Source organism: Mesorhizobium sp. Primo-A (assembly GCF_003997175.1).
GTDB lineage: Bacteria > Pseudomonadota > Alphaproteobacteria > Rhizobiales > Rhizobiaceae > Mesorhizobium > Mesorhizobium ciceri.
In genome coordinates, this window is sequence record NZ_RZTG01000026.1 from 1 (window position 1) to 21,228 (window position 21,228).

Sequence of the window (21,228 nt, forward strand, 5' to 3'; positions counted from 1 at the left end):
GTCTGGCACTGGCTCGGCTTCCCCACCCTGGTGCTGCTGGCCGGCATGCAGCGCGTCAGCAAGGAAGTCATCGAGGCTGCCCGTCTCGACGGCGCCGGCGACTATGTGCTGATGACCAGGATTATCTGGCCGCTGATTGCGCCGAGCGTCACCATCGTCACCATCCTGACCTTCATCGGCAGCTTCAACTGGTTCGAAATCCCCTATGTCATGGCTGGCCTCACCGGTTCGCCCGGCGGCGCGACAGATGTGCTCGGCCTCTATTTCTACCGCACCGCCTTCGGTTCGACGACGACCGGGATCCAGGATTTCGGCCAGGGCAGCGCGCTGGCCGTGATGATGTTCATCATCGTTGCAGGCGTCACTGCAATCGCGCTTCGCTACCTGCGCCGTCGCGAGATCGAGCTGTGAGCGCGACAGCCCGCACCGGGCAACCCGCCGAGTTGCTGAAGAATGGCGCCATCCAGCTGATGCTGGCGATCAACGCCGTCATCATGATCTATCCGCTGTTCGTCATGGTGATGTCGTCGTTCAAGACCAACGCCGAAATCTTCAGCTCGCCCCTTCGCCCTGCCGGCGCACTTTTCGCTGGCCAATGCCGAGCGGGTGTGGAGCGAAACCAATTTCGTCCGCTACCTCGCCAATTCCGTCGGCATCACCATGGCCGCGGTGGCGCTGATCCTCCTGTTCAGCACCATGGCCGCCTATGCGATTGCCCGCTACCAGTTCAGGCTGAGCGCGCTGGTGCTGATGTTTTTCCTCAGCGGCATGACGGTGCCGCTGAAACTGGCGATCATTCCGCTGTTCATCCAGCTGGATTCGCTTGGGCTGGTCGACAGCTATGCCGGCCTGGTGCTGGTCTATGTCGCCATGGGCATTCCTTCGGCGGTGTTCATCATGACCGGCTTCCTCCGGACCTTGCCGCGCGAACTGGAAGAGTCCGCACGCATGGACGGCGCCAGCGAATTTCGCATCATGCGCTCGATCATGTTGCCGTTGGCGCGCCCGGCCCTGGTCATCGTCGCCATCCAGAACGCCGTGCCGATCTGGAACGACTTCTTCTTCCCGCTGGTGCTGATCACCTCGGACGAGCTCAAAACCTTGCCGCAGGGCCTCACCGTCTTCGTCGGCGAGTTCACCACCGACTGGGGCGTGATGTTCACCGGGCTGACTCTGGCGGCGCTGCCGATAACGCTGCTCTACATCGTGCTGTCGAAGCAGTTCATCTCCGGCATCACCCAAGGCGCGGTGAAATAGACTGCGGTCAAATAGACGAGGAATTTCAAGTGGCGAACCAGAACAAGATCATCATCACCTGCGCGGTTACCGGCTCGATCCACACGCCGTCCATGTCGCCACATCTGCCGGTGAGCGCCCAAGAGATTGCCGATGCCGCGATCGGCGCGGCCGAGGCCGGCGCTGCCATCGTCCATCTGCATGCGCGCAACCCCGCCGACGGCCGGCCCGACCAGTCGACCGAGGCGTTTGCGCCCTTCCTGAAGGTGATCAAGCAACGCTCGGACTGCGTCATCAACATCACCACAGGCGGCGCCGCGACAATGAGCGTCGAGGAGCGCGTCAAGCCGGCGGCGACCTTTGCGCCGGAAGTTGCATCGCTCAACATGGGCTCGATGAATTTCGGCCTCTACCCAATGCTGGAGCGCTTCAAGACCTTCGAGCATGACTGGGAACGCCCCTATCTCGAAGGCTCGCGCGACCGCATCTTCCGCAACACCTTTGGCGACATCGAGCACATCCTGCGCACCTGCGCGCAAAACGGCACGCGTTTCGAGATCGAGTGCTACGACATCGGCCACCTCTACACGCTCGCCCATTTCGTTGAGCGCGGCCTGGTCAAGGCGCCGTTCTTCGTCCAGAGCGTGTTCGGCATATTGGGCGGCATCGGCACCCATCCGGAAGATGTCGCGCATATGAGGCGCACCGCCGACCGGCTGTTTGGACAGGACTACCACTGGTCGGTGCTGGGCGCCGGCCGCAGCCAGCTGCCGATCGCCACCCAGGCCATTGCGCTCGGCGGCAATGTGCGCGTCGGGCTGGAGGACTCGCTCTGGATCGGCAAGGGCCAACTGGCGAAATCCAATGCCGAGCAGGTGCGCAAGGTACACCAGATCATCGAAGGGCTTGGCGCTTCGGTCGCCACCCCTGACGAGGCACGGCAGATCTTGCAGCTCAAGGGCGGCGACAAGGTCTCTTTCTAAGGAAAATACCAATGAGTGCGCTCACCATATCAGGTGTCGATAAGGCCTATGGCAAGGCGAAGGTCATCCACGGCGTGTCCGTCGACATCGCGTCGGGCGAATTCGTCATCCTGGTTGGCCCGTCCGGTTGCGGCAAGTCGACCTTGCTCAGGATGATCGCCGGCCTGGAAGACATCAGCGCCGGCGAGATCGCGCTCGAAGGCAAGATCATCAACGATGTCGCGCCGAAATCGCGCGATATCGCCATGGTCTTCCAGAACTATGCGCTCTACCCGCACATGACGGTGCGTGAGAACATGGCCTTCGCACTGACGCTGAAGAAGATCGATAAAAGCGAGATCGACGCCAAGATTGCGCGTGCCGCGACGATCCTCGGACTGCAGGACTTGCTGGATCGTTATCCGCGCCAGCTTTCCGGCGGGCAGCGCCAGCGTGTCGCCATGGGCCGCGCTATCGTGCGCGACCCGAAGGTCTTTCTGTTCGACGAGCCACTCTCCAACCTCGACGCCAAGCTGCGCGTGCAGATGCGCGCCGAAATCAAGGCGCTGCACCAGCGCCTGGGAACCACCATCGTCTACGTCACCCACGACCAGGTCGAAGCCATGACTATGGCCGACAAGATCGTCGTCATGAATGGCGGCATCGTCGAACAGGTCGGCGCCCCGCTCGATCTCTACGACCGGCCGGCCAATCTGTTCGTTGCCCAGTTCATCGGCTCGCCGTCGATGAACATCCTGGACGGCCGCACCACTACGGACGGTTTTGTCGCCAGCGACGGCACGGTATTTCCGCTGCCTGCGTTGGGACAGGGCGAAAGTGCGCTTGCCTGGGGCATCCGGCCCGAACATCTCAAGCTCTCAGACAGCGGCGTGCCGGCGGTGGTCGAAGTGGTCGAGCCGACCGGCGCGGAAACCCTTGTCATGGCCAAAGCCGGCAACAACACGCTGAGCGCGTTGCTGCGCGAGCGGATTTCCGTGATGCCGGGCCAGAAGGTTTTCCTGGCGCCGGACCTCACCCAGTTGCATCTGTTCAACGCCAAGGGTCAGCGCATTATGCGGGTGCGGAACGCATCAAGGGTTATTCGGCAGATGAATTAATCGGCAAGCACTTTTCGCAATTCTATACTCTCAAGGACCGTGAGCGGGGCAGTCCGCAAAGTGCCCTGGAGATCGCCGCCCGTGAAGGGCGAGTTGAGCGCGAAGGCTGGCGTATACGCAAAGACGGCACTGCGTTCTGGTCCCACGTGGTCATCGACGCCCATTCGGCACGAGGATGGCGAACTCCTGGGGTTCGCGAAGATCACACGCGACATTACGGAGCGGAAGAAGGCGCAGGAGAAAATGGATGCGATCGGCAAGCTAACGGGCGGCGTCGCCCACGATTTCAACAATTTGCTGATGGCGATTTTGGGAAGTCTCGAGCTGCTCCGCAAACGACTTCCCGACGATCCACAATTGCTGCGTCTTCTCGACAACGCGGTGCTCGGGGCGCGACGGGGAGCGTCCTTGACGCAGCGCATGCTGGCTTTTGCCTGGCGGCAGCAACTCGATCCAAAGCCTGTCGACCTAATTGGCCTAAATCCAGGGAATGAGAGAATTGCTGGAGCGGTCGCTTGGCTCAAGGGCGATCATAGAAACGAAATTTCCGCTCTCGCTCGATCATGTAATGATCGATGAAAGTCAGATCGAACTTGCCTTGCTCAACCTGTGTGTCAACGCCAGTGACGCCATGCCTGATGGTGGGCCGATCATCATTTCCGCCCGGATGGAACAGGTCGGCGAAAGCAATGGTGCTGGCTTGGCTCCCGGCCATTATGTCTGCCTCTCGGCAGCCGACAGTGGCGAAGGAATGGACGAAGGGCGACGGAACCGTTTTCACCACAAAAGGCGCTGGCAAAGGTACGGGTCTCGGTCTGTCCATGGTGCATGGGATGACAGAGCAAATGGGCGGGTGCCTAGTGCTCAAGAGCTCCAGGGGAACCGGAACCACAGCGGAACTATGGCTGCCGATCGCAACCGCGAGCTCAGAAGTCGCGCGCGGGCCGGATGTTCTGACCGAGGAAGTCATCGAGGCGGTGTCTCTGCGAATTCTGGCGGTGGATGATGGGGACGCCCTGGTCCTGTTGAATACCGCTGCGATGCTCGAGGATCTCGGCCATACCGTTGCGAAGGCGCATTCTGCGGCCGCCTTCCTTGCGCTGTTGGAGGAGCACCGGTTCGACCCCGTTATAACGGACTACGCGATGCCGAAGACGACTGGCCTACAGCTGTCGAAGGCGATTAAAGACAAGTGGCCGAGCGTCCCCGTCATTGTAGCAACAGGCTACGCCGAACTCCCTGGCACTCCCGAGATCAAGATTCTCAGCAAGCCATTCACGGAAAAGGAGCTAGCGAGCGCGATAACATCTGTTCGCTTTATTGGGCCGCCGGCCCGGCCAATGTTCCGTCGAGCCAAACGAAATACCGTCGCTCACGGTTGCTTGACTCCGGCCTCACTGCAACAATATCCCGACTGTGGCGCTCTGGCCTTGCACGATCGCCATCGCGGCGGGTTGATCCATTTACCTGGGGTCTACCGCCAGCCGCGCAACCTTGCATAATTCGGGCAAACTCACTTCCAACTGCAGAGTTACACTATGATGCCAATCTACATCGGGTACGACCCACGCGAAGCCCGAGTCCTCGAGGTGGCGCGATGGAGCGCCTTCCGCCGGACAAGCACGCCGTTGCAGATCCACCCACTGGTGCTCAAAGACCTTGAAGCCCAAGGAATCATGAAGCGACCGATGGAGGTACGTGACGGTAGGCTCTGGTGCCCGATCTCCGAGGCACCGATGGCGACCGAGTTTGCCATATCGCGCTTTGCCGTTCCGTTTATGCGGCAAGGCGGCTGGGCCATGTTCTGCGATTGTGACGTTCTTTTTCTGCAGGATCCCGTCAAGCTGCTCGACCTGGTCGATCCTTCCTACGCGATCATGGCGGTTAAGCACCGGCAACGCGAGTCTGAAGCCGTCAAGATGGACGGACAAACGCAGACGTTCTATCGGCGCAAGAACTGGTCGTCGGTCGTTTTGTGGAATCTAGATCATCCCGCCAACAAACGACTGACGAACGAAATGCTTAATACGTGGCCCGGACGTGACCTCCACGCCTTCAAATGGCTCGAGGATCATGAGATCGGGGAGTTGCCTCTGGCATGGAACTACCTCGTAGGGGCGTCGGCTTCCGAACTCGACCCCGCCGAGGTGTCGCTGGCGCACTACACGCTCGGCGGTCCCTGGTTTGCCGGTTGGTCGGGCGCCACACAATGGGACGAATTGTGGAGCCGAGAAGAAAGCATTCTGCGTGCGGTTGAGGAAAATGCGGTTCAGATCCCCGCATTAAACCTCCGCTTTCGGATCTCTTGCCCGTGCTCTCAAAGCCCATCCTCCGCTTGCCTAGGCTCACGGGTCCCGCCTTGGTCATGGGATCGGCGCCGAATTTTCGCCTCCCGTACGGACATGATGCCGGTTGGGCGCTTATAACCGTCAACGCTTCCCAGATTTTGGCGGAAACCTTTGGCCTCGCCGCTCCTGATATGGCGCTGATGCGTCGCGGCATTCTGGTTGGCCAAGGTGAGCAGGACTTCTACAAGCGTGACTTGCTAAAAGGGCGGCAGGCAAAGCATCTGATCGTCCCGATCTGGCCTGACGTGGAGGACAAGCTGAAAGCCGGCTGTCGCACCTTCGATTATCGTTACGAGACCTTGCAGGCGCTTACCAGGTGGCAGCTTGCCAACATCGTCTGGCGGCTTAGCGGCAAATTTCACGTATCCCGCGGCTGGCACCGGAACATCTCCACGGGGGCTTTCGCTGTCATGCTTGCGCGTTTCGCCGGCTTCGCTCCGGTTGTGGTCAGCGGGTTTTCCCTGTCTCAGGCCGGGCATGGATACGATAGCCGAAACGCCTTCCGATATCATGCCGACGAAGATGCGGATTTGCTTCGGCGGGTGGCGAGAAGAGGCGAGCCCATCTACGCGGAAGATAGAGACTTCGCCAGAGAAAGCGGATTGCCGCTTTGGCAGGGACAGACGCCATGACCACGGCATCCGCAGACCGACAGGCCCCGGTTCCGCTCCTCCCAGGCAGCGAGCGCTGCGTGGGATTGCCTTTTTGTTTGTGGAACAAACGAGAGGTGCATGGGTCGGAGGTTCCAAGGCTGCCGATCCATCGATCACCACAAGCGGCACATGAGCTCTCTTGGACGTGTGTGCGCGCCCAATGACCAACATCCTGCCCCATCGTTTTGACGTGCTGAATATCTCGATGGCTGATCGGCTGGCTGTCAAATCCATTCTGGTTATCCAGGCAAAGTACATCGGGGACGTCATTCTGACCTCGGCGCTTATGCGAAATCTGCGCGTCGCCTACCCACACGCCATCATGGCCATGCTTTGCGCTCCTGGCCTGCGAGACTTGGTGGTCAGCCAGGGTATCGCAGACATAGCCATCGGATTCGACCCTCGAGGTGGTGGTAGAAGCCTAACCAGGCGCTTGAAGGAATATTCAAGCTTGGTCGCTGAGCTCCGCCGCCGAAAATTCGATCTCACCATCGATCTGACCGACTCGAAGACATCGAGGATGCTACACAAGCTGATCGGCGCCCCAATGCGCGTCGGATACGATCCCCCCGAAGTGCCTCTAAAATCTTGGGAAAGTCAGCCTGCCAATATATTTGCTGAAACCTTCGGCCAGGGAGGCGCGCATTACCTGTACCGATATCTTTCGCCGCTGAGAGCGCTCGGGATAACGTCGAGTGAAGTGACACCGAGGCTTGAGCCCACATCCATCGGACGAGGCGCTTCGACCCAGATTCTGGCTCAGAGCAATCTGAATGCAAAAGCTTTCGTCGCGGTGCACGCCGGACCAAGGTTCGAAGGGCGGTGCTGGCAACCTGAACGGTTCGCCGCAGTGATCGATGAAGTTTATGAAACGACGGGCCTGCGGTCACTGCTGATTGGCGGACCTGACGAGAGCGCAATCGCGCAACGTATCCTGAATGTGGCGGTCTCCCCGTTGGCAAGCGTTGTTGGCAAAGCCTCGCTTGAGACACTAACAGCATTGCTTGCGGACGCGTTTATCTTCCTGGGAAACGAGAGCGGCCCAATGCACTTGGCCGCATCGGTCGGAACTCCAGTTGTGGGCCTCTACGGGCTCACTCCCCCAGATGTCTGGGGGCCAGTTGGCGTGCCTTACCGCACGGTTGAGCCGCCATTGCCTTGCCAGTGTGTTGCTCCCCATTTGTGCAAACCCAACAACCCGGGCGGCGTCTACTGCGTGCACCGATTGCCCGTTGCCAAGGTCGCTCAAGCAACACATGAGTTGATAGAGGCGGTGAGACAACAGGGGAATGCATCCGTCAATTCACCTTCTCCCGGCGGCGACGCGCTGATCCTCCCATCGGCTCAGGATCGGAGCCGGTTGCAGTAATGACCTCGGCATCGGCTGTCCGGGTCCTTGGCAAGATCGTCCTGCAACGCTCTCATCGGCTCGCGCTTTTGCATGCGCCGCGGCTCGCCCGGGAGGCGCGACGAGACGGGGCCGCCAAGGCGGCTTAATCAGAGTCAACGGGCCGCCCGTCGACTACTCCAAGGTTGACATGGAAGGCCCGTCGATTTAAGTTCGCGTTAGTGGCCACTAACGCGAACTACTGGACTGCGCTCGGAGATTCGACGAGACGAACGATCTTCGAACTGTTGCTCGAACAGCCTTGTTCGGTCAGCGGACTTGCTCGTGCGCTGCCTGTAACCAGACCAGCGGTCTCTCAGCACCTGAAGGTACTCAAGGAGGCCGGGCTTGTTGCCGACACGCGCTCGGGCAAGGAAAGCATATATCGTATCGATCCCGGCGGCCTGGCAAGTCTGCGCGCGGAAGTCGATCAGTTCTGGAGCAAGACCCTGGCGGGCTACAAACTAGCCGTCGAGCCTCCAAAGAAGGACCAGGTATGAGCAAGCATCCTGCTACCGAGCCTGTAAGGCACTCCGTCGTCGTCGAGGCATCTATGGCGCGTGCCTTCAAGGTCTTCACCGAGGATTTCGGCAGGTTCAAACCTCGCGAGCACAATCTTCTCAAAGTGCCCATTGCTGAGACGATCTTTGAAGCCTGGGTTGGGGGGCACGTTTACGATCGCGGCGTCGACGGCAGCGAGTGTCGCTGGGCTCGTGTATTGACTTACGATCCGCCGAGCCGGCTGGTTCTGAGTTGGGATATCAACCCGCGGTGGCAGATTGAGACCGACCTGAACAAGACCAGCGAATGGGAAGTCCGGTTCACGGCGGAGACGGAGAACCGGACCAGGGTTGAGATCGAGCACAGGAATTTCGAGCGCCACGGCGAAGGCTGGGAGAGCGTGCGCGGTGGGGTCGATAGCGATCAAGGCTGGCCGCTGTACCTGCAGCGGTTCCACGATCTTTTCACCGGTCGGGCGCCCTGACGCCGTGCCGGGATTTGAGAACGTCGCTCGCAAGCACAGTTTGGGTCCATTGCGGTTCCGGTGAGCGGAGACAACATGGAAGCCTATTGGTTAAACATTCTCGGTCGCGTTGGCAATCTACTCGGGTTCGTCCAAAGGATTTGCGGGAGGGCTGGCGGGACCGGTAATCCCTGCAGACGACGACAACCGGCTCTACCTCCGAGGGCGCCCTTCCGACAGATGGCGACCTCCCGAACGAACTGACCGTCAAATATTACGGTCAGCGCGGTAGCGCCGGCCTGATCATCTCCGAAGTCAACGACGTGGATCACGTCCAGCCACGGCTACGCGCGGATTCCCGGGATTCACTCCGAAGCCCAAAAGCAGGCCTGGCGCCCGGTGACCGAAGAGGTTCATCGTCAGGGCGGCACCATCTTCATGCAGCTGTGGCATGTCGGCCGACTGGCGCATTCCTCGCTTCTGCCGAACGGCCAGGCGCCAGTGGGTGTGACCGCGGAACAGGCCGTCGGCTCAGAGGTATTCGCCCATGGCCCGGACGGCCGGTTGCGCTTCATGGCGGCAGAGATGCCGAGGCCGCTCAGCACCGAGGAAGTGACGGCCATGGTGGGAACCTTCGCCAAAGCCGCCGCCAATGCCCGGGAGGTCGGGTTTGACGGAATCGAGATCCATGCCGCCAATGGCTATCTGATCGAGCAGTTCATGAACTCGGTGCTCAACACCCGCACAGACTGCTATGGCGGCGGCAGCATGGAAGATCGTACGCGCTTCCTGATGGAAGTCGTCGACGCGGTCGTGGCGGAATTCGGCCCGGGACGCGTGGGGGTTCGCCTTTCACCGTTCGGCAAGTATATGGTTCGATGCCCGCTGATCGCCTCGTCGAGGAGACGTTCCTGTACATCGTCGAGCAGCTCGGGCGCCGCGGCGTGGCCTATGTCCATCTGCTCTATGAGCTGCTGCCCGACGGCAACATGGAATCGGTCACGTTCGAGGCGCGCCATCTCGACCATGACATGCTCGCCAAGGCGCGAGCGTTGTTCCCCGGCGCGTTCATATGGTGCGGCGGCTTCAATGACGTCGAGCATGCCCAGGCCGCGCCAGCTGGCCATTGGCTGTGGCGGACCGGTCCGTCTATTACACCCGCAACGGTGAAGTGGGGTACACGGACTTCCCCGCCTATTCGAACGACGGCGCAGCAAGCAGGGCCGCCTGACACGGCGATAGGCCGAGCAGGAGTCAGGCTCAGCGCCACATTTCTCGTCACCGGCGCCAGTTCCAAAAAGGTGGAGGCTCACGCCAACGCCGTGGCGCTTCACTTCATGTACTACAATTTTGGCCGTATCCATGCGACCTTGCGGCTGACCCCGGCAATGGCCGCTGGCGTGACTGGCAAACTTTGGGAGTTTGGCGATATCGTGGCCCTGATCGAAGCGAAGGAATCCGAGAAGCCGGCGGTGCGCGGCTCCTATAAGAAGCGCGCGTTCGCCTGACAGACCCCACCGAAGGGTTGCCCACTGCCGATTGATGTTGGTATCAAGACAGACCGATGAACCAGGGTCTTTACTATGGACGAATACGATAATCAGAAGGGCGCGAAGCCAGAGGATGTGCGCGCCGCCTTAAAAGGCTGGGCGTTTTTTGCGGCTGCAACGCTTGCAATCTTCGGCGTGGCCTACGCCCTGATTGAGATGTAGTAGCAATGAAACATTTCTGAGGGTTCGCGATTAGGGCTAAATGGCCCGCTTCTTCTTCGATCTAGTCGACAATGGAACCTCATACCCGGACACGGAAGGCACAGACCTTCCAACCCTAGCTTCTGCCGAAGATGAGGCAGCAAGGGCGTTGCTCGAAATAGCCAAGGACCAGATGCCGAACGGCACATTCCGCCAAGTCGCATTGCAAGTTCATGCCGGTACAACCGCGCCGCTGTTTGTGGTAAAAGCGACGTTCGAGCTAATCCGCAACGAGCCTTATCCCGATCAGCGAGTGGGAGCCTAACCATCTTGCTGTTGAAAGCGCCCGACGCTTTCAGATGCGAGCGGCGGCACGGGTGGAGACTTGCGCTCCACCATAGCAGAGACCGTCCGCATTATCGCTGAATAACTGACCCACTACCCTCACCGCCATTGGCTTGGCAAAATGTGCGTATCAGTGCTTCAGTATCTGGCTGAGAAACAGCTTGGTGCGATCGTGCTGAGGATTGCCGAAGAAGCTGTCCGGCTTGCCTTCCTCGACTATCTGGCCGGCATCCATGAAGATGACGCGGTCGGCCACCGCCCGTGCAAAGCCCATTTCATGAGTGACGCAAACCATAGTCATGCCGTCGCGCGCTAGCCCGGTCATCGTATCGAGCACTTCCGACACCATTTCCGGGTCGAGTGCCGATGTCGGCTCATCGAACAGCATTACCGCCGGCTTCATGCACAGGCTTCGCGCAATGGCGACGCGCTGCTGCTGGCCGCCCGACAGCTGGACCGGGAATTTGTTCGCCTGTTCGGGAATGCGCACGCGCTCCAGGAACTGCAGCGCGGTCTTGCGTGCCTCGGCGGCGGAAACGCCCTTGACCCACATCGGCCCGGCCATGCAGTTCATCAGCACGGTCAGATGCGGAAACAGGTTGAAGTGCTGGAACACCATGCCGACATTGCTGCGCACGTCGGCGACGTTCTTCATCTTTGGGTGAAGATGGATGCCGTTGACGGCGATGTCGCCCTCCTGATGCGATTCGAGGCGATTGAAGCAGCGGATCAGTGTCGACTTTCCGGAGCCGGACGGACCACAGATGACGATGCGTTCGCCTTTGTGGACCGTCAGATTGATGTCCTTCAGGGCATGGAACTGGCCGTACCATTTGGAGACGGCTCTGGCTTCAATGATGGCTTGAGCGCTCATCGCACCTTGCTCCTGGCATAGTGTCGTTCGATGCGGGACTGGATCAGCTCGAGGCAGATCGACAGCATCCAGTAGATGAGAGACGCCGAAATCAGCATCTCCATGTGCTGGAAGGTCTTCTGACCCAGCGTGCGGGCAAGGAACATCAGTTCCCAGACGCCGATGACCGAGACCAGCGAACTGTCCTTGAGCATGGAAATGAACTGGTTGCCGGTCGGCGGAATGATGACCGGAAGCGCCTGCGGCAGTATGATCCGGCGCATGGTCAACGAAAAGCCAAAACCCATCGAGCGCGATGCTTCCCATTGACCACGGTCGATGCTCTGGATTCCCGATCGGAAAATTTCGGTCATGTAGGCGCCGTAGCACAGCGAGAGCGCCAGGATGCCGGCGGGAACCGCACCGACCACGAAGCCCAGTTGCGGCAGGCCGAGATAGATCAGATAAACCTGCATCAGGAGCGGCAGGCCGCGAAAGAACGAAGTGTAGAAGCTTGCGATGGCGTAGGCGAAGCCGTTGGTGGACAGCTTGGCTACGGCACCCAGTATGGCGATCAGGGAGGCGATGATGATGGAGATGGCCGAGACGTAGAGCGTGGTCACCACGCCCTGGGAAATCAGGAATGGCAGCTTTTCCCGGATGAAGGGCAGGCTGAGATGAAAGGTCGCGAAGAAGGCCAGGAAGAGCAGCAGCAGTTCGAACCAGACGATGGCGATCTGGACACGCAGCGAGGCGAAGCCGATCAGGACGACATTGAGGACGAACAGAAGCGCGATCACGAAGGCGATGGCAAACCGACCATAGAGGCCGCTCTGCGACGGTTCGCCGATGACCGGGCGCATCAATTCGCCGAAGCTCGTCGACGTCAGGTTGAAAGCGAGGAAGATCGCAAAGACGACGCCGAACATCGTCGCCACAAACCACGGCTTGTGCACGAGGACTTCAGCTTCGACGGTATCGGGGTAGAGCATAGCCTGTCCCTTCGAATGGTCGGCGGCCCGCACAGGCGAGCCGCCAGCGAACGTCGGAACTACTTTACGACCGAGTAGTCGACCCCGTACCATTTCCTGGAGAGCGTGCTCAGCGTTCCGTCGCCTTTCATGGCCTTCACGGCATCGGCGATCCTGGCCGAGAATTCCGGGTCACCGTGTTCGATTGCGACAGCCAGGGGCTCATAAAACACCGGATCGCCGATCTGCCTGATCGGATAACCGGCTTTCACGGCATCGACGATGCTGGGCTGCGACGAGACGACGGCATCGAGCCGAACGCCGTCACCGACCCGCAGATCGTCGAAAGCGGTGGTGGAGTTCTCGTAGGAGTGCACTTCCTTCGGGTTGAGCTTGTATTCGAATGGCGGCGCACCGGCCGCGTCGAGCGTCAGATCCTTCTTGGCATAGGCTTCGAAGGTCGATGTCGTCGTCGCGCCGACAACCTTGCCATCCAGATCGCTCAACGATTTGGCCTTGCTGTCCTTGTGAACCGCAACCGCTGCTGGCGTGTAGTAGTACACAGCGGGAAAATCGAAGATCTCGGCGCGCTTCTTCGTCGGCGTCATCGAGCCGACATGCATGTCCCAGCGGCCGACCCAGTTGCCGGCGGTGATGATGTCCCAGCCCGGCGTCACGAACTCGACCTTGACGCCGATGCGCTTGCCGATCTCCTTGGCGACATCGATGTCGAAGCCGTCCAGCTCGTTGCTGGCATTGAGGAAGGACTGCGGCGCCCAGTTGGCGTCAGTTGCGACCTTGAGAGTTCCGGCCGCCACGACACGGTCCAGCACCGCGCCGGCCTGAGCCGGAAGCGTCGTCAATGTCAGGGCAAGCGAAGCCGCCAATGTCGCCAATTTCAGAGATGTTTTCATGTGCACCGTTCCCCTTGTTGTTGTTGCTAATTTAGAAATGAGACTGCCGTCGCCGTCTTCCGGCGAGGCAGAGGAGGTTTGCCGCGCCGATTGCTCGGAACGAAGGTAAGCCGACGGTCGCGAAACGCTTGTCATGGCGTGTCGGCCTTGGCTTCGTCGCGCACCGCACGCGCGACACGGAAGGCCTCGACACCTGCCGGAACGCCGCAATAGACCGCGATCTGGATCAGGGCCGCCCGCAGCTCGTCGTCGCCAAGCCCGTTGCGCATCGCACCTCGAAAATGCACGCCGAATTCATGCATGCGCCCCAGTGCCGCAAGCATGCCGAGATTGAGCAGGCTGCGCTGCTTGAGATCGAGCGCGGCGTCAGTCCAGCATGTGCCCCAGCAATACTCGTTGAGCATGTCCTGGAGGGGCCTGGAGAAGTCGTCGGCATTGCCGATTGCGCGGTCGACATAGTCGTCGCCCAGTACTTTGCGGCGGACTGCCTCGCCGGCTTTCTGCAATTTGCTATCCATGGCTGGTCGCCCCTGCCCGTCGTGAGTGGTCATCCAGGAAATCCGCTATCAGGCCAGCGACCGACCCGGGCGCTTCGATCAGGATCGAATGCCGCAACCCCGGCAGGATCTCGAGCCGCGAGCCGCGGATCTGGTCGTGCATATGACGCGCCATGCGCGGGTTGGATCCCTGGTCGTCCTCCCCCGTCACGATCAGTGTCGGCGACCTGATCTGGTCGAGGATGCCGCCGAAATCTGTCTCGGCCAGAACCCGGTAAGCGGCGGCGTAGCACGCAGGATCGTTCTCGGCGTCGCGCCGATGCAGCTCGGCGATCACATCCGGGTTGCGCTCCTGAAACTCCTCGGTCAGCCACCGCGAGAGCGACGCGGCATGGTGCGCACTCGGCTGGCTGGCGGTCAAAGCGGCGAGACGACGCAGAACCGCCTGCCGTTCTTCCGGCAAGCGCCCGGCGACGGTCGCCAGCAGCACCAGCTTTTGAAGCCGATCGGGATGGGTCAGTGCCAGGCGCTGGGCTATAAGGCCGCCCAGCGAGAAGCCGGCAAGATGAAAGCGCGCAAAGCCAGCATGATCGGCCAGCGCCAGCGTATCGCCGACGAAGTCATCAATCTCGTAGCGTCCCTTGATGCGCGCCGACCCGCCATGGCCACGCAGATCAAATGTGAGCACGGTGAACTGATCCGGCAGGCGAGCGACGACGCCGCGCCACGCTTCCAGATAGGAGCCGACGCCATGGATGCAGACCAGCTTCTGTGGCCCGTTCCCGTCGACACGATAGTTGAGCGCCACATCGCCGTGGACGAAGAAACCGGTCGCCATCGCCATCAGTGCCCCACAACGACAGCCCTGGTGCGATTGCGTGCCGCGAAGTGCGGCATGACCTCGTCGACGAACAGCCGGATCGTCTTCTTCTGCAGCTCGAACGGTAGGTTGAAGGTCAGCCCCAGGCAGTACTGGTCGACGCCGGCGGCCTCGTAGTCCTCAAGCTTCTCGATGATCTCGTCGGGCGTGCCGAACATCAGGTTCTTGCGGATGCTCTCGGGATTGTAGTTGTCCTTGCCCTTGACGCTTTCATAAGGCACAGCCTCGGGGAAACCGTTCTTTACCGTGCCGATGTTCTGGAAGAGGTTCTCGAAGGAGCGCCCGTAGTCGATGGCGTGGCGGACCGCGACTTCCCAGTCCTCCGGGCGATCGTAGATGCAGGTGCGGCGTTGCATCATCAGGCGTGGGCGCGGCACTTCCGGATGGTCGGCGACCGCCTTGCGAAATTTTTCGCCGAGCACGGCAATCTCGGCCGCGGGCGCTGAAAGCGGCGTCGACAGGATGTTGGCACCGATGCCTACGGCCCAGTCGAATGTGCCGGGGTCACGTGCCGCCACCCAGATCGGCGGATGCGGCGTCTGCAATGGCTTGGGCACGCCCGCGGCCAGCGGAAACTTCCAATAGTGGCCGTCATGCGCATAATCATCGGCCCACAGTTTCTTCACTGCCGGCACCAGTTCCTTGAGATAGGCGACACCCTCCTGCTGCGGCATGCCGCCGGCCATGCGGTCGAACTCGTATTGATAGGAGCCACGGGCTATGCCGAACTCCAGCCTGCCGCCGGTCAGGTGATCGCAAAGGGCGGCTTCGCCAGCCAGCCGGATCGGGCTCCAGTACGGCGCCACCAGCGTCGAGGTGCCAAGCCGGATCTGCTGCGTGTGCTGCGCCAGCCAGGTCAGGGTCATCAACGGATTGGGCGAGATGGTGCACTCGATCGTATGATGCTCTGCCGTCCACAGCGTCTCGAAGCCGCCCGCGTCGGCCATCTGCGCCAGCTCGAGCAGATTGCTCTTCACCTTCGACATCGGCATGTCGGGCGAGAAGCGCTCCATGGTCAGCGACACTGCAAATTTCATTTCTGTTGTCCCGTCCTTTGTGGTCGGTGTGGGTGATGCTCAGCGCAGGCGGATGACGAATGGGTCCTGCATGAGCCCGGAATAATCGATCATGATGTTCTTCAGCCGCGAGAACTCCTCCATCACGTCGAAGCCTCCCCTGCGGCCATAGCCGCTTTCCTTGAAGCCGCCATTGGCCGACATGAACGACGAGGCGCGATAGGTGTTGATCCAGACGGTTCCGGCATCGACATTGCGGGCAAAGCGCAGCGCGCGGTCGATGTCCTTGGTCCAGATGCCGGAGGACAGTCCGTAGCGCGTGTCATTGGCGAGCGCGGTCATCTCCTCTTCCGACGAGAAGGGGATGACGCCGACGACCGGACCGAAGATTTCCTCCTGCATGAAGTCCATGTCGTTGCGGGCGTCGACCATGACGGTCGGCTCGAAATACCAGCCTTCCGCGAGCGCGGCCGATTGCGGTCTGCGGCCACCGGCCGCGATCCTCGCCCCCTGATGGACGCCCGAGGCGACGTAGCTTTCAACTTTGGCAAGTTGTGCCGACAGCGCCAGCGGACCCATGTCGGTATCGTCATTCAGGGGGTGGCCCACCCTGACCCGCCTGGCGCGCTCGACCAGCGCGTCGACGAAACGGTCATAGATACTGGCCTCGACGAAGCAGCGCGATCCGGCAACGCAGCTCTGGCCGGCGGCCGCGAAGATGCCGGAGACGACGCCGTTGACGGCATGGTCGAAGTCGACGTCGGCAAAGACGACCTGAGGTGATTTCCCGCCAAGCTCCATCTGGCACGAAACCAGGTTTGCGGCCGCGTTGGTGGCGATCCGCCGGCCGGTGGCCGTGCTGCCAGTGAAGACGATCTTGGCGATGTCGGGATGACGCGTCAGCGCGTCGCCGGCGCTGGTGCCGGTGCCGGTCACGACATTGACGACGCCGGCGGGGAAGCCGGCTTCCATGATCAGTTCGGCCAGCGCCAGCGTCGAGGCGGTGGCGTGTTCGGACGGCTTGATGACAACGGTGTTACCGATGGCAAGGCAAGGCGCCAAGGTGCCGGTGAGCAGCATCAGCGGCGAGTTCCACGGCGTGATCATGCCGATGACGCCAAGCGGCTCGCGCATGTTGAAGTTCAGCATGTCAAGCTTGTTGACGGGGATGGTGTCGCCCAGCAGCTTGTCGGCCATTCCGGCGAAATAGCTGTAGGAATCCGGTATGGCGCGCATCTGCGCCCGCATTTCCTTGAGCAGCTTGCCATTGTCGCGTGTCTCGATCAGCGCCAGCTCGTCGGAATGTTCGAGCACCAGCTCCGCCAGGCGATAGACGAGCTTGCCGCGGTCGGTCTGGGTCATGCGGCGCCAGGCCGGATCGGCAAAGGCTGCCCGCGCTGAAGCGACTGCGGCATCGACATCGGATGCGTCGGCCTCGGCCAGCTCATACCAGGACCTGGCGGTCGTTGGATCGTAGCTTGGAATATATTGCCCGCCTTTCGGTGCGACGAAACCGCCGCCGATGAACAGCTGCTGGCGGGAATTCTCGAGCGATTTGACTGACGTCTTCATGGCTGTTCCTGTTCGGCGTCCTTGGGGCTTTGCATCCATGGCTTCGAACCGCCATCAATGCTGGCGAGACGCCCGCCATCGCCCGAATCCATGTAGATGCTGAAGCGCTCGTCGTGCCGCTCGCGGCTGTAGCGGCGCAGCAGCGCGCGGATTTCGCGCGCCGGAATGTCTTCGTAGGGAAGGTCCGCCAGCGGAAAGAACTTGAATCCCGCGGGCAATGTGAGGGCGGCGGAAGCGCCGGAGAGACGGGCGCGATAGATGAGGTAGCCGGGATCGCTGTCGGCGACATCGAAGACGGAATAAAGAAACGTCTCATCCGGAAGCAGCGTCAGTGCGTCGCCGCCTTCGAGCTTGAGTTCGTTTTCCGCCTTGCGGCTCTTGGCGCTGGGCAGCACCCAGCCGCCCTTGCCGTTGGCGCGCAACAGGATGTTGCCTTCGGCTTCGATCAAATAGCCGACGATCATCGAGTGGGAAGCAAGCCAGCCCGGTGGCAGTGGATCCTTCACCGAGGCATAGCGTCCGCGGCAAAAGCCGAGCGGTGCCGACGGACTGGTGCCAAACGCCTGCACGGCGCCGATGAGAACGACATGGTCGCCGGCATCGACGCGGTTGTGCACGGTGCAGTCGAACCAGGTCAGGCATTCGTTGAGGATCGGCGCCCCGGTGTGGACACGGTCATGGCTGATCGAGCCGAACTTGTCGTGCGCCTTCGAGGCGAAGACCGCCGAGACGTCAGTCTGCCCCTCATGCAAAAGGTTGACCGCGAAGGAGTCGGACGCGTTGAACGCGGCATAGCTGGCAGCGGCCTTGCCGACGCAAACCAGAAGCAGCGGCGGATCAAGCGAGACCGACGTGAAGGAGTTGGCCGTCATGCCGCGCGGCGTGCCATCGGCGTCGCGGGTGGTGATGACTGTGACGCCGGTCACGAAGGTTCCGAATGCCCTTCTCAGTGCAATCGGATCGATCGTTGGCTGTGGGGTCGTCAGCATCTGGCCTCGTGTTCCCTCTTCGTATTGCGCGAGACGTTAGCCGCTGACCTGCAGCCGTTCTTCCTCCTGTTGATAGGAACAGCAAGCAGAGAGGCTGCTGTGTTTGCGAGCAAGGATCGCGGACAACAACGCAAGCAGCAGGGAAGAGTCCCGGGCTGGAAACAGTCCGCACGGCGGAGGCTGGAACGATGCTATCTTTCGACCGAAGCGCGGTTGTCGATGACCTCGCGCAAGCGGATGGCGAGCTCGAAAGCAAAGCGCCGCTCAGGGGTATCGAGATCGACACCGAACAGCTCCTGGATGCGCGCCAGCCGGTACCGCAAGGTGGTCACGTGCAGCCCCATCGCATCAGCGCAGGCCTGGCTGCGGCAGCCTTCGCGCAGATACGAGAACAACGTCTCCATATAGGGGGTGCCGTGCTGGCGATCGTGATCGGCGATGGCGCCGACACTGTCCTGCACGAAGCTCCGCACATCCTCCACCTCGGCGGCCGCGATCAGCATCGGCAGCGGGCCGAAATCCTGGCTGGCAAAGACGCCGGTCCGGCCGAACGAGCGTCCGATGCGGATCATGCGCCGGCAGCGATCCCATGCCGGGGGATAGTCCGCAAGTTTGGTGCAGAGACCGGAAAGAACGACGAAAGGTTCCTGGCCGAATTGGCGCCCCAGTTCCTCGGCAACCTTGCGCAGCAGCTTGGCGACACGGTCCCTGTCTTCGCCCAGCTCAGCCGGGATCAGGCAGACGAGGCCATTGTCGACGACGATGATGTCAGCCGCGACCGAGTTCTGCTGCAGCAACCGGATCACCGCATGATGCGGATCGACCAGACGTCCGGCGCTGCTTTGGGCGGCTTCAGGCAGGTCGATGAGGATCATCTGCTTTGGTGATGCCAGCCCTACGCCAAGCCGCTGCGCCCGCTGCATTACATCTGCGGGGTCGTGCCAGCGATGCTCGACCACCTCCATGAACAACTCCGTCAGCGTGCGTGTCTCGAATCGGAAGCGGATGAAGCTGCGCATCATCTGGACGCTGAGCGCGAATTTGGCGCTGTCGAGCAGAAGCAGGTCGAGCTGGCTGAAGGGCTCCTGCATGGTGAAGATGACCATTGCCCCGACAGCCTCGGCATCAACGCTCAACGGTTCGATCTTCGCGGTGAGACGCAGACGGCGCGTGCCGTCGTCGAGGAAGAACGTATGAGCCTCGCTGTGCGGCTGATCCACCGCCGACCGCGCGACCTTCATGATCTGCCGGTGCAGGCTGGTGCTGGCGGCAAGCTGCCAGGCCGCGTCGTCGAAATGCTTCTCGCTCGGTGAGCGGCTGGCGACGATCAGGTTGGCGGTGAAATCGACCACGACGACGGGGTTGGGCACAAGCGCTGCGATCCTGCCTGCAAGCGAAGGCATCGAGCTTTCGGCCAGGGCCTGCTGCAGCAGCGACGTGTGTGCCTGGAGCGCCTGCTGGAGCCGTTCCGATGCACGCTTCTCCTCGCGCAGCTTGTGCTGTTTCTCGACAGCGATTTCACCGAGATGGACGATCATCCCGATGAAGGCGAGATCGTCGGCGCTGACGTCCATGATCTCTCGCGAGATGACGCTGAGCACCATCGGCCTTCCGGCCTCGTCGACGCAACTCATCGGCATTACCAGAACGCTGCGGTAGTCGCGTTCGAAAGCCTCTATGCGATAGCCAGGAAACTCCTCCGAGACCCGGGCATCCCTGATATAGACGGCCTCGTTGCGTTGCAGGGCGACGATCGACGGACTGGTGGCGAGTTCCCAGCGGTCGGGGAGCGACCGCTGGATCAAGGTCGGGTCATGGCGAACGATCACGTAAGCATGGCCATGCGGTGCGTCGATGCTCATGATCGACCCCATCGTCCATCCGGCATGCCGGCAGGCGGCCAACACCAGATCACGCAACACCGTGCTGAGATCGCCGCCTGAGTTGATCAGGCTGGCGGCGTCGCGTAACGACAGGATTTGCGACTGATGGTTCACTGGTGCGACTGTTCCGGCTGACCGATCTGTTCCTGTTGGCACTGCGAGCGCCGATATAAGCAATTCGCGGCCGAGTGAAGCTACACGTCTTCCGAGAGCGAGACATCCGGTTTTTCCTCGGAAGCAGAGGAAGACGCGTGGTGCGCGCCTTCCTAGCCTGGCCCTTTCGAGTTTGGGCAGGAAGGACCGTTGGCGCGAATGGAAATCAGGAAAGTCTGCACCTTCATCGACGAGGTTCTGATCGAGGGCGGCAAGGTCGCTGGTAAACCGGTCACATCGATCGTCGTCGCCGCCGTGTTGAAGAACCCGTGGATGGGACGGGGCTTCGTCGAAAACCTTCGCCCCGAGATCATCGACATCGCTCCCAGGCTCGGCGCCGAACTTACGCAGCGGCTGACCGCCTTGATGCCGCCGGCCGAGATCGAATCCTACGGCAAGGCCGCGGCCGTCGGTATCAATGGCGAAATCGAACACGCCTCGGCGCTGATCCACACGCTGCGCTTTGGCAATCTGTTCCGCGATGCCGTCGGCGGCTCCACCTATCTCGAATTCTGCAACACCAGAAACGCCGCGGGGGCGTTGTTGTCACTGCCAATGATGCACAAGAGCGAGAACGGGAGGCGCTCGCATTTCATCACCGCGAACTTCCAGATCGCCGATGCACCGGGTGCCGATGAAGTGCTGGTTGCCATTGGTGCAGCCAACGGCGGACGCGTTCACGCCAGGATTGCCGACAGGTTCCAGGATATAGCGGAAATGGACGCGGAAAACGGCTCCTCCTGATAATCGGAGTCGTGTCAGGTCGTAAACCGGCCAGCCTTTGTCCTGTCTTTCA

General features: G+C 61.2%; 24 protein-coding genes and 2 pseudogenes. 17 read left to right on the top strand and 9 right to left on the bottom strand.

The window, feature by feature from the left end; translation table 11 throughout:
• From EOC83_RS30760 to EOC83_RS32945, 16 genes and pseudogenes are all read left to right on the top strand, one after another.
• On the top strand, window positions 1-411 hold a 411-nt coding region (locus tag EOC83_RS30760), incomplete at its 5' end, for a sugar ABC transporter permease (RefSeq protein WP_164762429.1).
• Between the two features lie 195 nt (window positions 412-606).
• Entirely contained in the window at window positions 607-1,257 is a 651-nt protein-coding gene (locus tag EOC83_RS30765) for a carbohydrate ABC transporter permease (protein WP_245441368.1), read from the top strand.
• 29 nt (window positions 1,258-1,286) lie between these two features.
• Window positions 1,287-2,219, top strand: coding sequence for a 3-keto-5-aminohexanoate cleavage protein (locus EOC83_RS30770; protein WP_063170676.1), 933 nt, complete (start codon window positions 1,287-1,289; stop codon window positions 2,217-2,219).
• Between the two features lie 11 nt (window positions 2,220-2,230).
• On the top strand, window positions 2,231-3,316 hold the full coding sequence (gene ugpC, locus EOC83_RS30775) for a sn-glycerol-3-phosphate ABC transporter ATP-binding protein UgpC (protein WP_063170677.1): 1,086 nt from the start codon (window positions 2,231-2,233) through the stop codon (window positions 3,314-3,316).
• A pseudogene (locus EOC83_RS33635) lies at window positions 3,316-3,402 on the top strand (hypothetical protein); the annotation flags it as partial. The gene ugpC and the pseudogene EOC83_RS33635, both read left to right, overlap by 1 nt.
• Window positions 3,398-3,895, top strand: coding sequence for a histidine kinase dimerization/phospho-acceptor domain-containing protein (locus EOC83_RS33640; RefSeq protein WP_063170678.1), 498 nt, complete (start codon window positions 3,398-3,400; stop codon window positions 3,893-3,895). The pseudogene EOC83_RS33635 and the gene EOC83_RS33640, both read left to right, overlap by 5 nt.
• 161 nt (window positions 3,896-4,056) lie before the next feature.
• Window positions 4,057-4,818, top strand: coding sequence for a response regulator (locus EOC83_RS33445; protein ID WP_164774409.1), 762 nt, complete (start codon window positions 4,057-4,059; stop codon window positions 4,816-4,818).
• A 36-nt stretch (window positions 4,819-4,854) separates the two neighbouring features.
• Window positions 4,855-5,742 (top strand): hypothetical protein, encoded by an 888-nt coding sequence (locus EOC83_RS30785; protein ID WP_245441852.1) that lies wholly within the window; start codon window positions 4,855-4,857, stop codon window positions 5,740-5,742.
• 20 nt (window positions 5,743-5,762) lie between these two features.
• Entirely contained in the window at window positions 5,763-6,296 is a 534-nt protein-coding gene (locus EOC83_RS30790) for a hypothetical protein (protein ID WP_245441853.1), read from the top strand.
• 181 nt (window positions 6,297-6,477) lie between these two features.
• On the top strand, window positions 6,478-7,686 hold the full coding sequence (locus EOC83_RS30795; RefSeq protein WP_063170681.1) for a glycosyltransferase family 9 protein: 1,209 nt from the start codon (window positions 6,478-6,480) through the stop codon (window positions 7,684-7,686).
• Between the two features lie 200 nt (window positions 7,687-7,886).
• Window positions 7,887-8,204, top strand: a complete 318-nt coding sequence (locus tag EOC83_RS30800; protein ID WP_063170682.1) for a metalloregulator ArsR/SmtB family transcription factor — start codon at window positions 7,887-7,889, stop codon at window positions 8,202-8,204.
• Window positions 8,201-8,689, top strand: coding sequence for an SRPBCC family protein (locus EOC83_RS30805; RefSeq protein ID WP_013525198.1), 489 nt, complete (start codon window positions 8,201-8,203; stop codon window positions 8,687-8,689). The genes EOC83_RS30800 and EOC83_RS30805 overlap by 4 nt, the downstream gene beginning before the upstream one ends.
• A gap of 342 nt (window positions 8,690-9,031) precedes the next feature.
• Complete coding sequence (locus EOC83_RS30815) at window positions 9,032-9,838, top strand: hypothetical protein (RefSeq protein ID WP_244514473.1); 807 nt, start codon at window positions 9,032-9,034, stop codon at window positions 9,836-9,838.
• 122 nt (window positions 9,839-9,960) lie between these two features.
• A pseudogene (locus EOC83_RS30820) lies at window positions 9,961-10,176 on the top strand (IS1 family transposase); the annotation flags it as partial.
• 75 nt (window positions 10,177-10,251) lie between these two features.
• Window positions 10,252-10,380 (top strand): hypothetical protein, encoded by a 129-nt coding sequence (locus EOC83_RS33645; protein WP_275955654.1) that lies wholly within the window; start codon window positions 10,252-10,254, stop codon window positions 10,378-10,380.
• Window positions 10,381-10,420: 40 nt separating this feature from the next.
• The gene (locus EOC83_RS32945) at window positions 10,421-10,684 is read left to right on the top strand and encodes a hypothetical protein (protein ID WP_063170684.1); all 264 of its coding nucleotides are present in this window, start codon (window positions 10,421-10,423) and stop codon (window positions 10,682-10,684) included.
• Between the two features lie 150 nt (window positions 10,685-10,834).
• Here the strand turns inward: EOC83_RS32945 and EOC83_RS30830 are convergent, their stop codons facing one another.
• The 9 genes from EOC83_RS30830 to EOC83_RS30870 all read right to left on the bottom strand — a co-directional run bounded on the left by EOC83_RS30830 (window position 10,835) and on the right by EOC83_RS30870 (window position 20,393).
• Window positions 10,835-11,578, bottom strand: coding sequence for an amino acid ABC transporter ATP-binding protein (locus EOC83_RS30830; protein WP_063170685.1), 744 nt, complete (start codon window positions 11,576-11,578; stop codon window positions 10,835-10,837).
• On the bottom strand, window positions 11,575-12,549 hold the full coding sequence (locus EOC83_RS30835; protein ID WP_013525195.1) for an amino acid ABC transporter permease: 975 nt from the start codon (window positions 12,547-12,549) through the stop codon (window positions 11,575-11,577). Before EOC83_RS30835 ends, EOC83_RS30830 begins: the two co-directional genes overlap by 4 nt.
• Window positions 12,550-12,608: 59 nt before the next feature.
• A complete protein-coding gene (locus EOC83_RS30840; protein ID WP_063170686.1) occupies window positions 12,609-13,442 on the bottom strand; it encodes a transporter substrate-binding domain-containing protein in 834 nt (277 codons plus the stop codon).
• Window positions 13,443-13,573: 131 nt separating this feature from the next.
• A complete protein-coding gene (locus EOC83_RS30845; protein ID WP_063170687.1) occupies window positions 13,574-13,960 on the bottom strand; it encodes a carboxymuconolactone decarboxylase family protein in 387 nt (128 codons plus the stop codon).
• Window positions 13,953-14,783, bottom strand: a complete 831-nt coding sequence (locus EOC83_RS30850) for an alpha/beta hydrolase (protein ID WP_063170688.1) — start codon at window positions 14,781-14,783, stop codon at window positions 13,953-13,955. The genes EOC83_RS30845 and EOC83_RS30850 overlap by 8 nt, the downstream gene beginning before the upstream one ends.
• The gene (locus EOC83_RS30855) at window positions 14,783-15,856 is read right to left on the bottom strand and encodes an LLM class flavin-dependent oxidoreductase (RefSeq protein ID WP_063170689.1); all 1,074 of its coding nucleotides are present in this window, start codon (window positions 15,854-15,856) and stop codon (window positions 14,783-14,785) included. The genes EOC83_RS30850 and EOC83_RS30855 overlap by 1 nt, the downstream gene beginning before the upstream one ends.
• A gap of 39 nt (window positions 15,857-15,895) precedes the next feature.
• Window positions 15,896-17,407 carry an aldehyde dehydrogenase gene (locus EOC83_RS30860; RefSeq protein WP_063170690.1) on the bottom strand — a complete coding sequence of 504 codons (1,512 nt, stop codon included), beginning with the start codon at window positions 17,405-17,407 and terminating at the stop codon, window positions 15,896-15,898.
• Window positions 17,404-18,396, bottom strand: coding sequence for a flavin reductase (locus tag EOC83_RS30865; RefSeq protein WP_027161918.1), 993 nt, complete (start codon window positions 18,394-18,396; stop codon window positions 17,404-17,406). Before EOC83_RS30865 ends, EOC83_RS30860 begins: the two co-directional genes overlap by 4 nt.
• A gap of 191 nt (window positions 18,397-18,587) precedes the next feature.
• Window positions 18,588-20,393: a helix-turn-helix domain-containing protein gene (locus EOC83_RS30870; RefSeq protein ID WP_063170691.1), complete on the bottom strand. Its 1,806-nt coding sequence runs from the start codon at window positions 20,391-20,393 to the stop codon at window positions 18,588-18,590.
• A gap of 198 nt (window positions 20,394-20,591) precedes the next feature.
• Here EOC83_RS30870 and EOC83_RS30875 point away from each other — a divergent pair, with 198 nt between their 5' ends.
• Window positions 20,592-21,176 (top strand): amino acid synthesis family protein, encoded by a 585-nt coding sequence (locus tag EOC83_RS30875; RefSeq protein WP_063170692.1) that lies wholly within the window; start codon window positions 20,592-20,594, stop codon window positions 21,174-21,176.
• Window positions 21,177-21,228 lie beyond the last annotated feature (52 nt).

Bases quoted from the DNA above. Each gene is read 5' to 3' on its own strand.
- EOC83_RS30860 (WP_063170690.1), bottom strand. From the start codon at position 17,407: ATGAAGACGTCAGTCAAATCGCTCGAGAATTCCCGCCAGCAGCTGTTC.
- EOC83_RS30805 (WP_013525198.1), top strand. From the start codon at position 8,201: ATGAGCAAGCATCCTGCTACCGAGCCTGTAAGGCACTCCGTCGTCGTC.
- ugpC (WP_063170677.1), top strand. From the start codon at position 2,231: ATGAGTGCGCTCACCATATCAGGTGTCGATAAGGCCTATGGCAAGGCG.
- EOC83_RS30835 (WP_013525195.1), bottom strand. From the start codon at position 12,549: ATGCTCTACCCCGATACCGTCGAAGCTGAAGTCCTCGTGCACAAGCCG.
- EOC83_RS30865 (WP_027161918.1), bottom strand. From the start codon at position 18,396: ATGCTGACGACCCCACAGCCAACGATCGATCCGATTGCACTGAGAAGG.
- EOC83_RS30795 (WP_063170681.1), top strand. From the start codon at position 6,478: ATGACCAACATCCTGCCCCATCGTTTTGACGTGCTGAATATCTCGATG.
- EOC83_RS30830 (WP_063170685.1), bottom strand. From the start codon at position 11,578: ATGAGCGCTCAAGCCATCATTGAAGCCAGAGCCGTCTCCAAATGGTAC.
- EOC83_RS30785 (WP_245441852.1), top strand. From the start codon at position 4,855: ATGATGCCAATCTACATCGGGTACGACCCACGCGAAGCCCGAGTCCTC.
- EOC83_RS30850 (WP_063170688.1), bottom strand. From the start codon at position 14,783: ATGGCGATGGCGACCGGTTTCTTCGTCCACGGCGATGTGGCGCTCAAC.
- EOC83_RS30840 (WP_063170686.1), bottom strand. From the start codon at position 13,442: ATGAAAACATCTCTGAAATTGGCGACATTGGCGGCTTCGCTTGCCCTG.
- EOC83_RS30845 (WP_063170687.1), bottom strand. From the start codon at position 13,960: ATGGATAGCAAATTGCAGAAAGCCGGCGAGGCAGTCCGCCGCAAAGTA.
- EOC83_RS32945 (WP_063170684.1), top strand. From the start codon at position 10,421: ATGGCCCGCTTCTTCTTCGATCTAGTCGACAATGGAACCTCATACCCG.
- EOC83_RS30875 (WP_063170692.1), top strand. From the start codon at position 20,592: ATGGAAATCAGGAAAGTCTGCACCTTCATCGACGAGGTTCTGATCGAG.
- EOC83_RS33645 (WP_275955654.1), top strand. From the start codon at position 10,252: ATGGACGAATACGATAATCAGAAGGGCGCGAAGCCAGAGGATGTGCGC.
- EOC83_RS30855 (WP_063170689.1), bottom strand. From the start codon at position 15,856: ATGAAATTTGCAGTGTCGCTGACCATGGAGCGCTTCTCGCCCGACATG.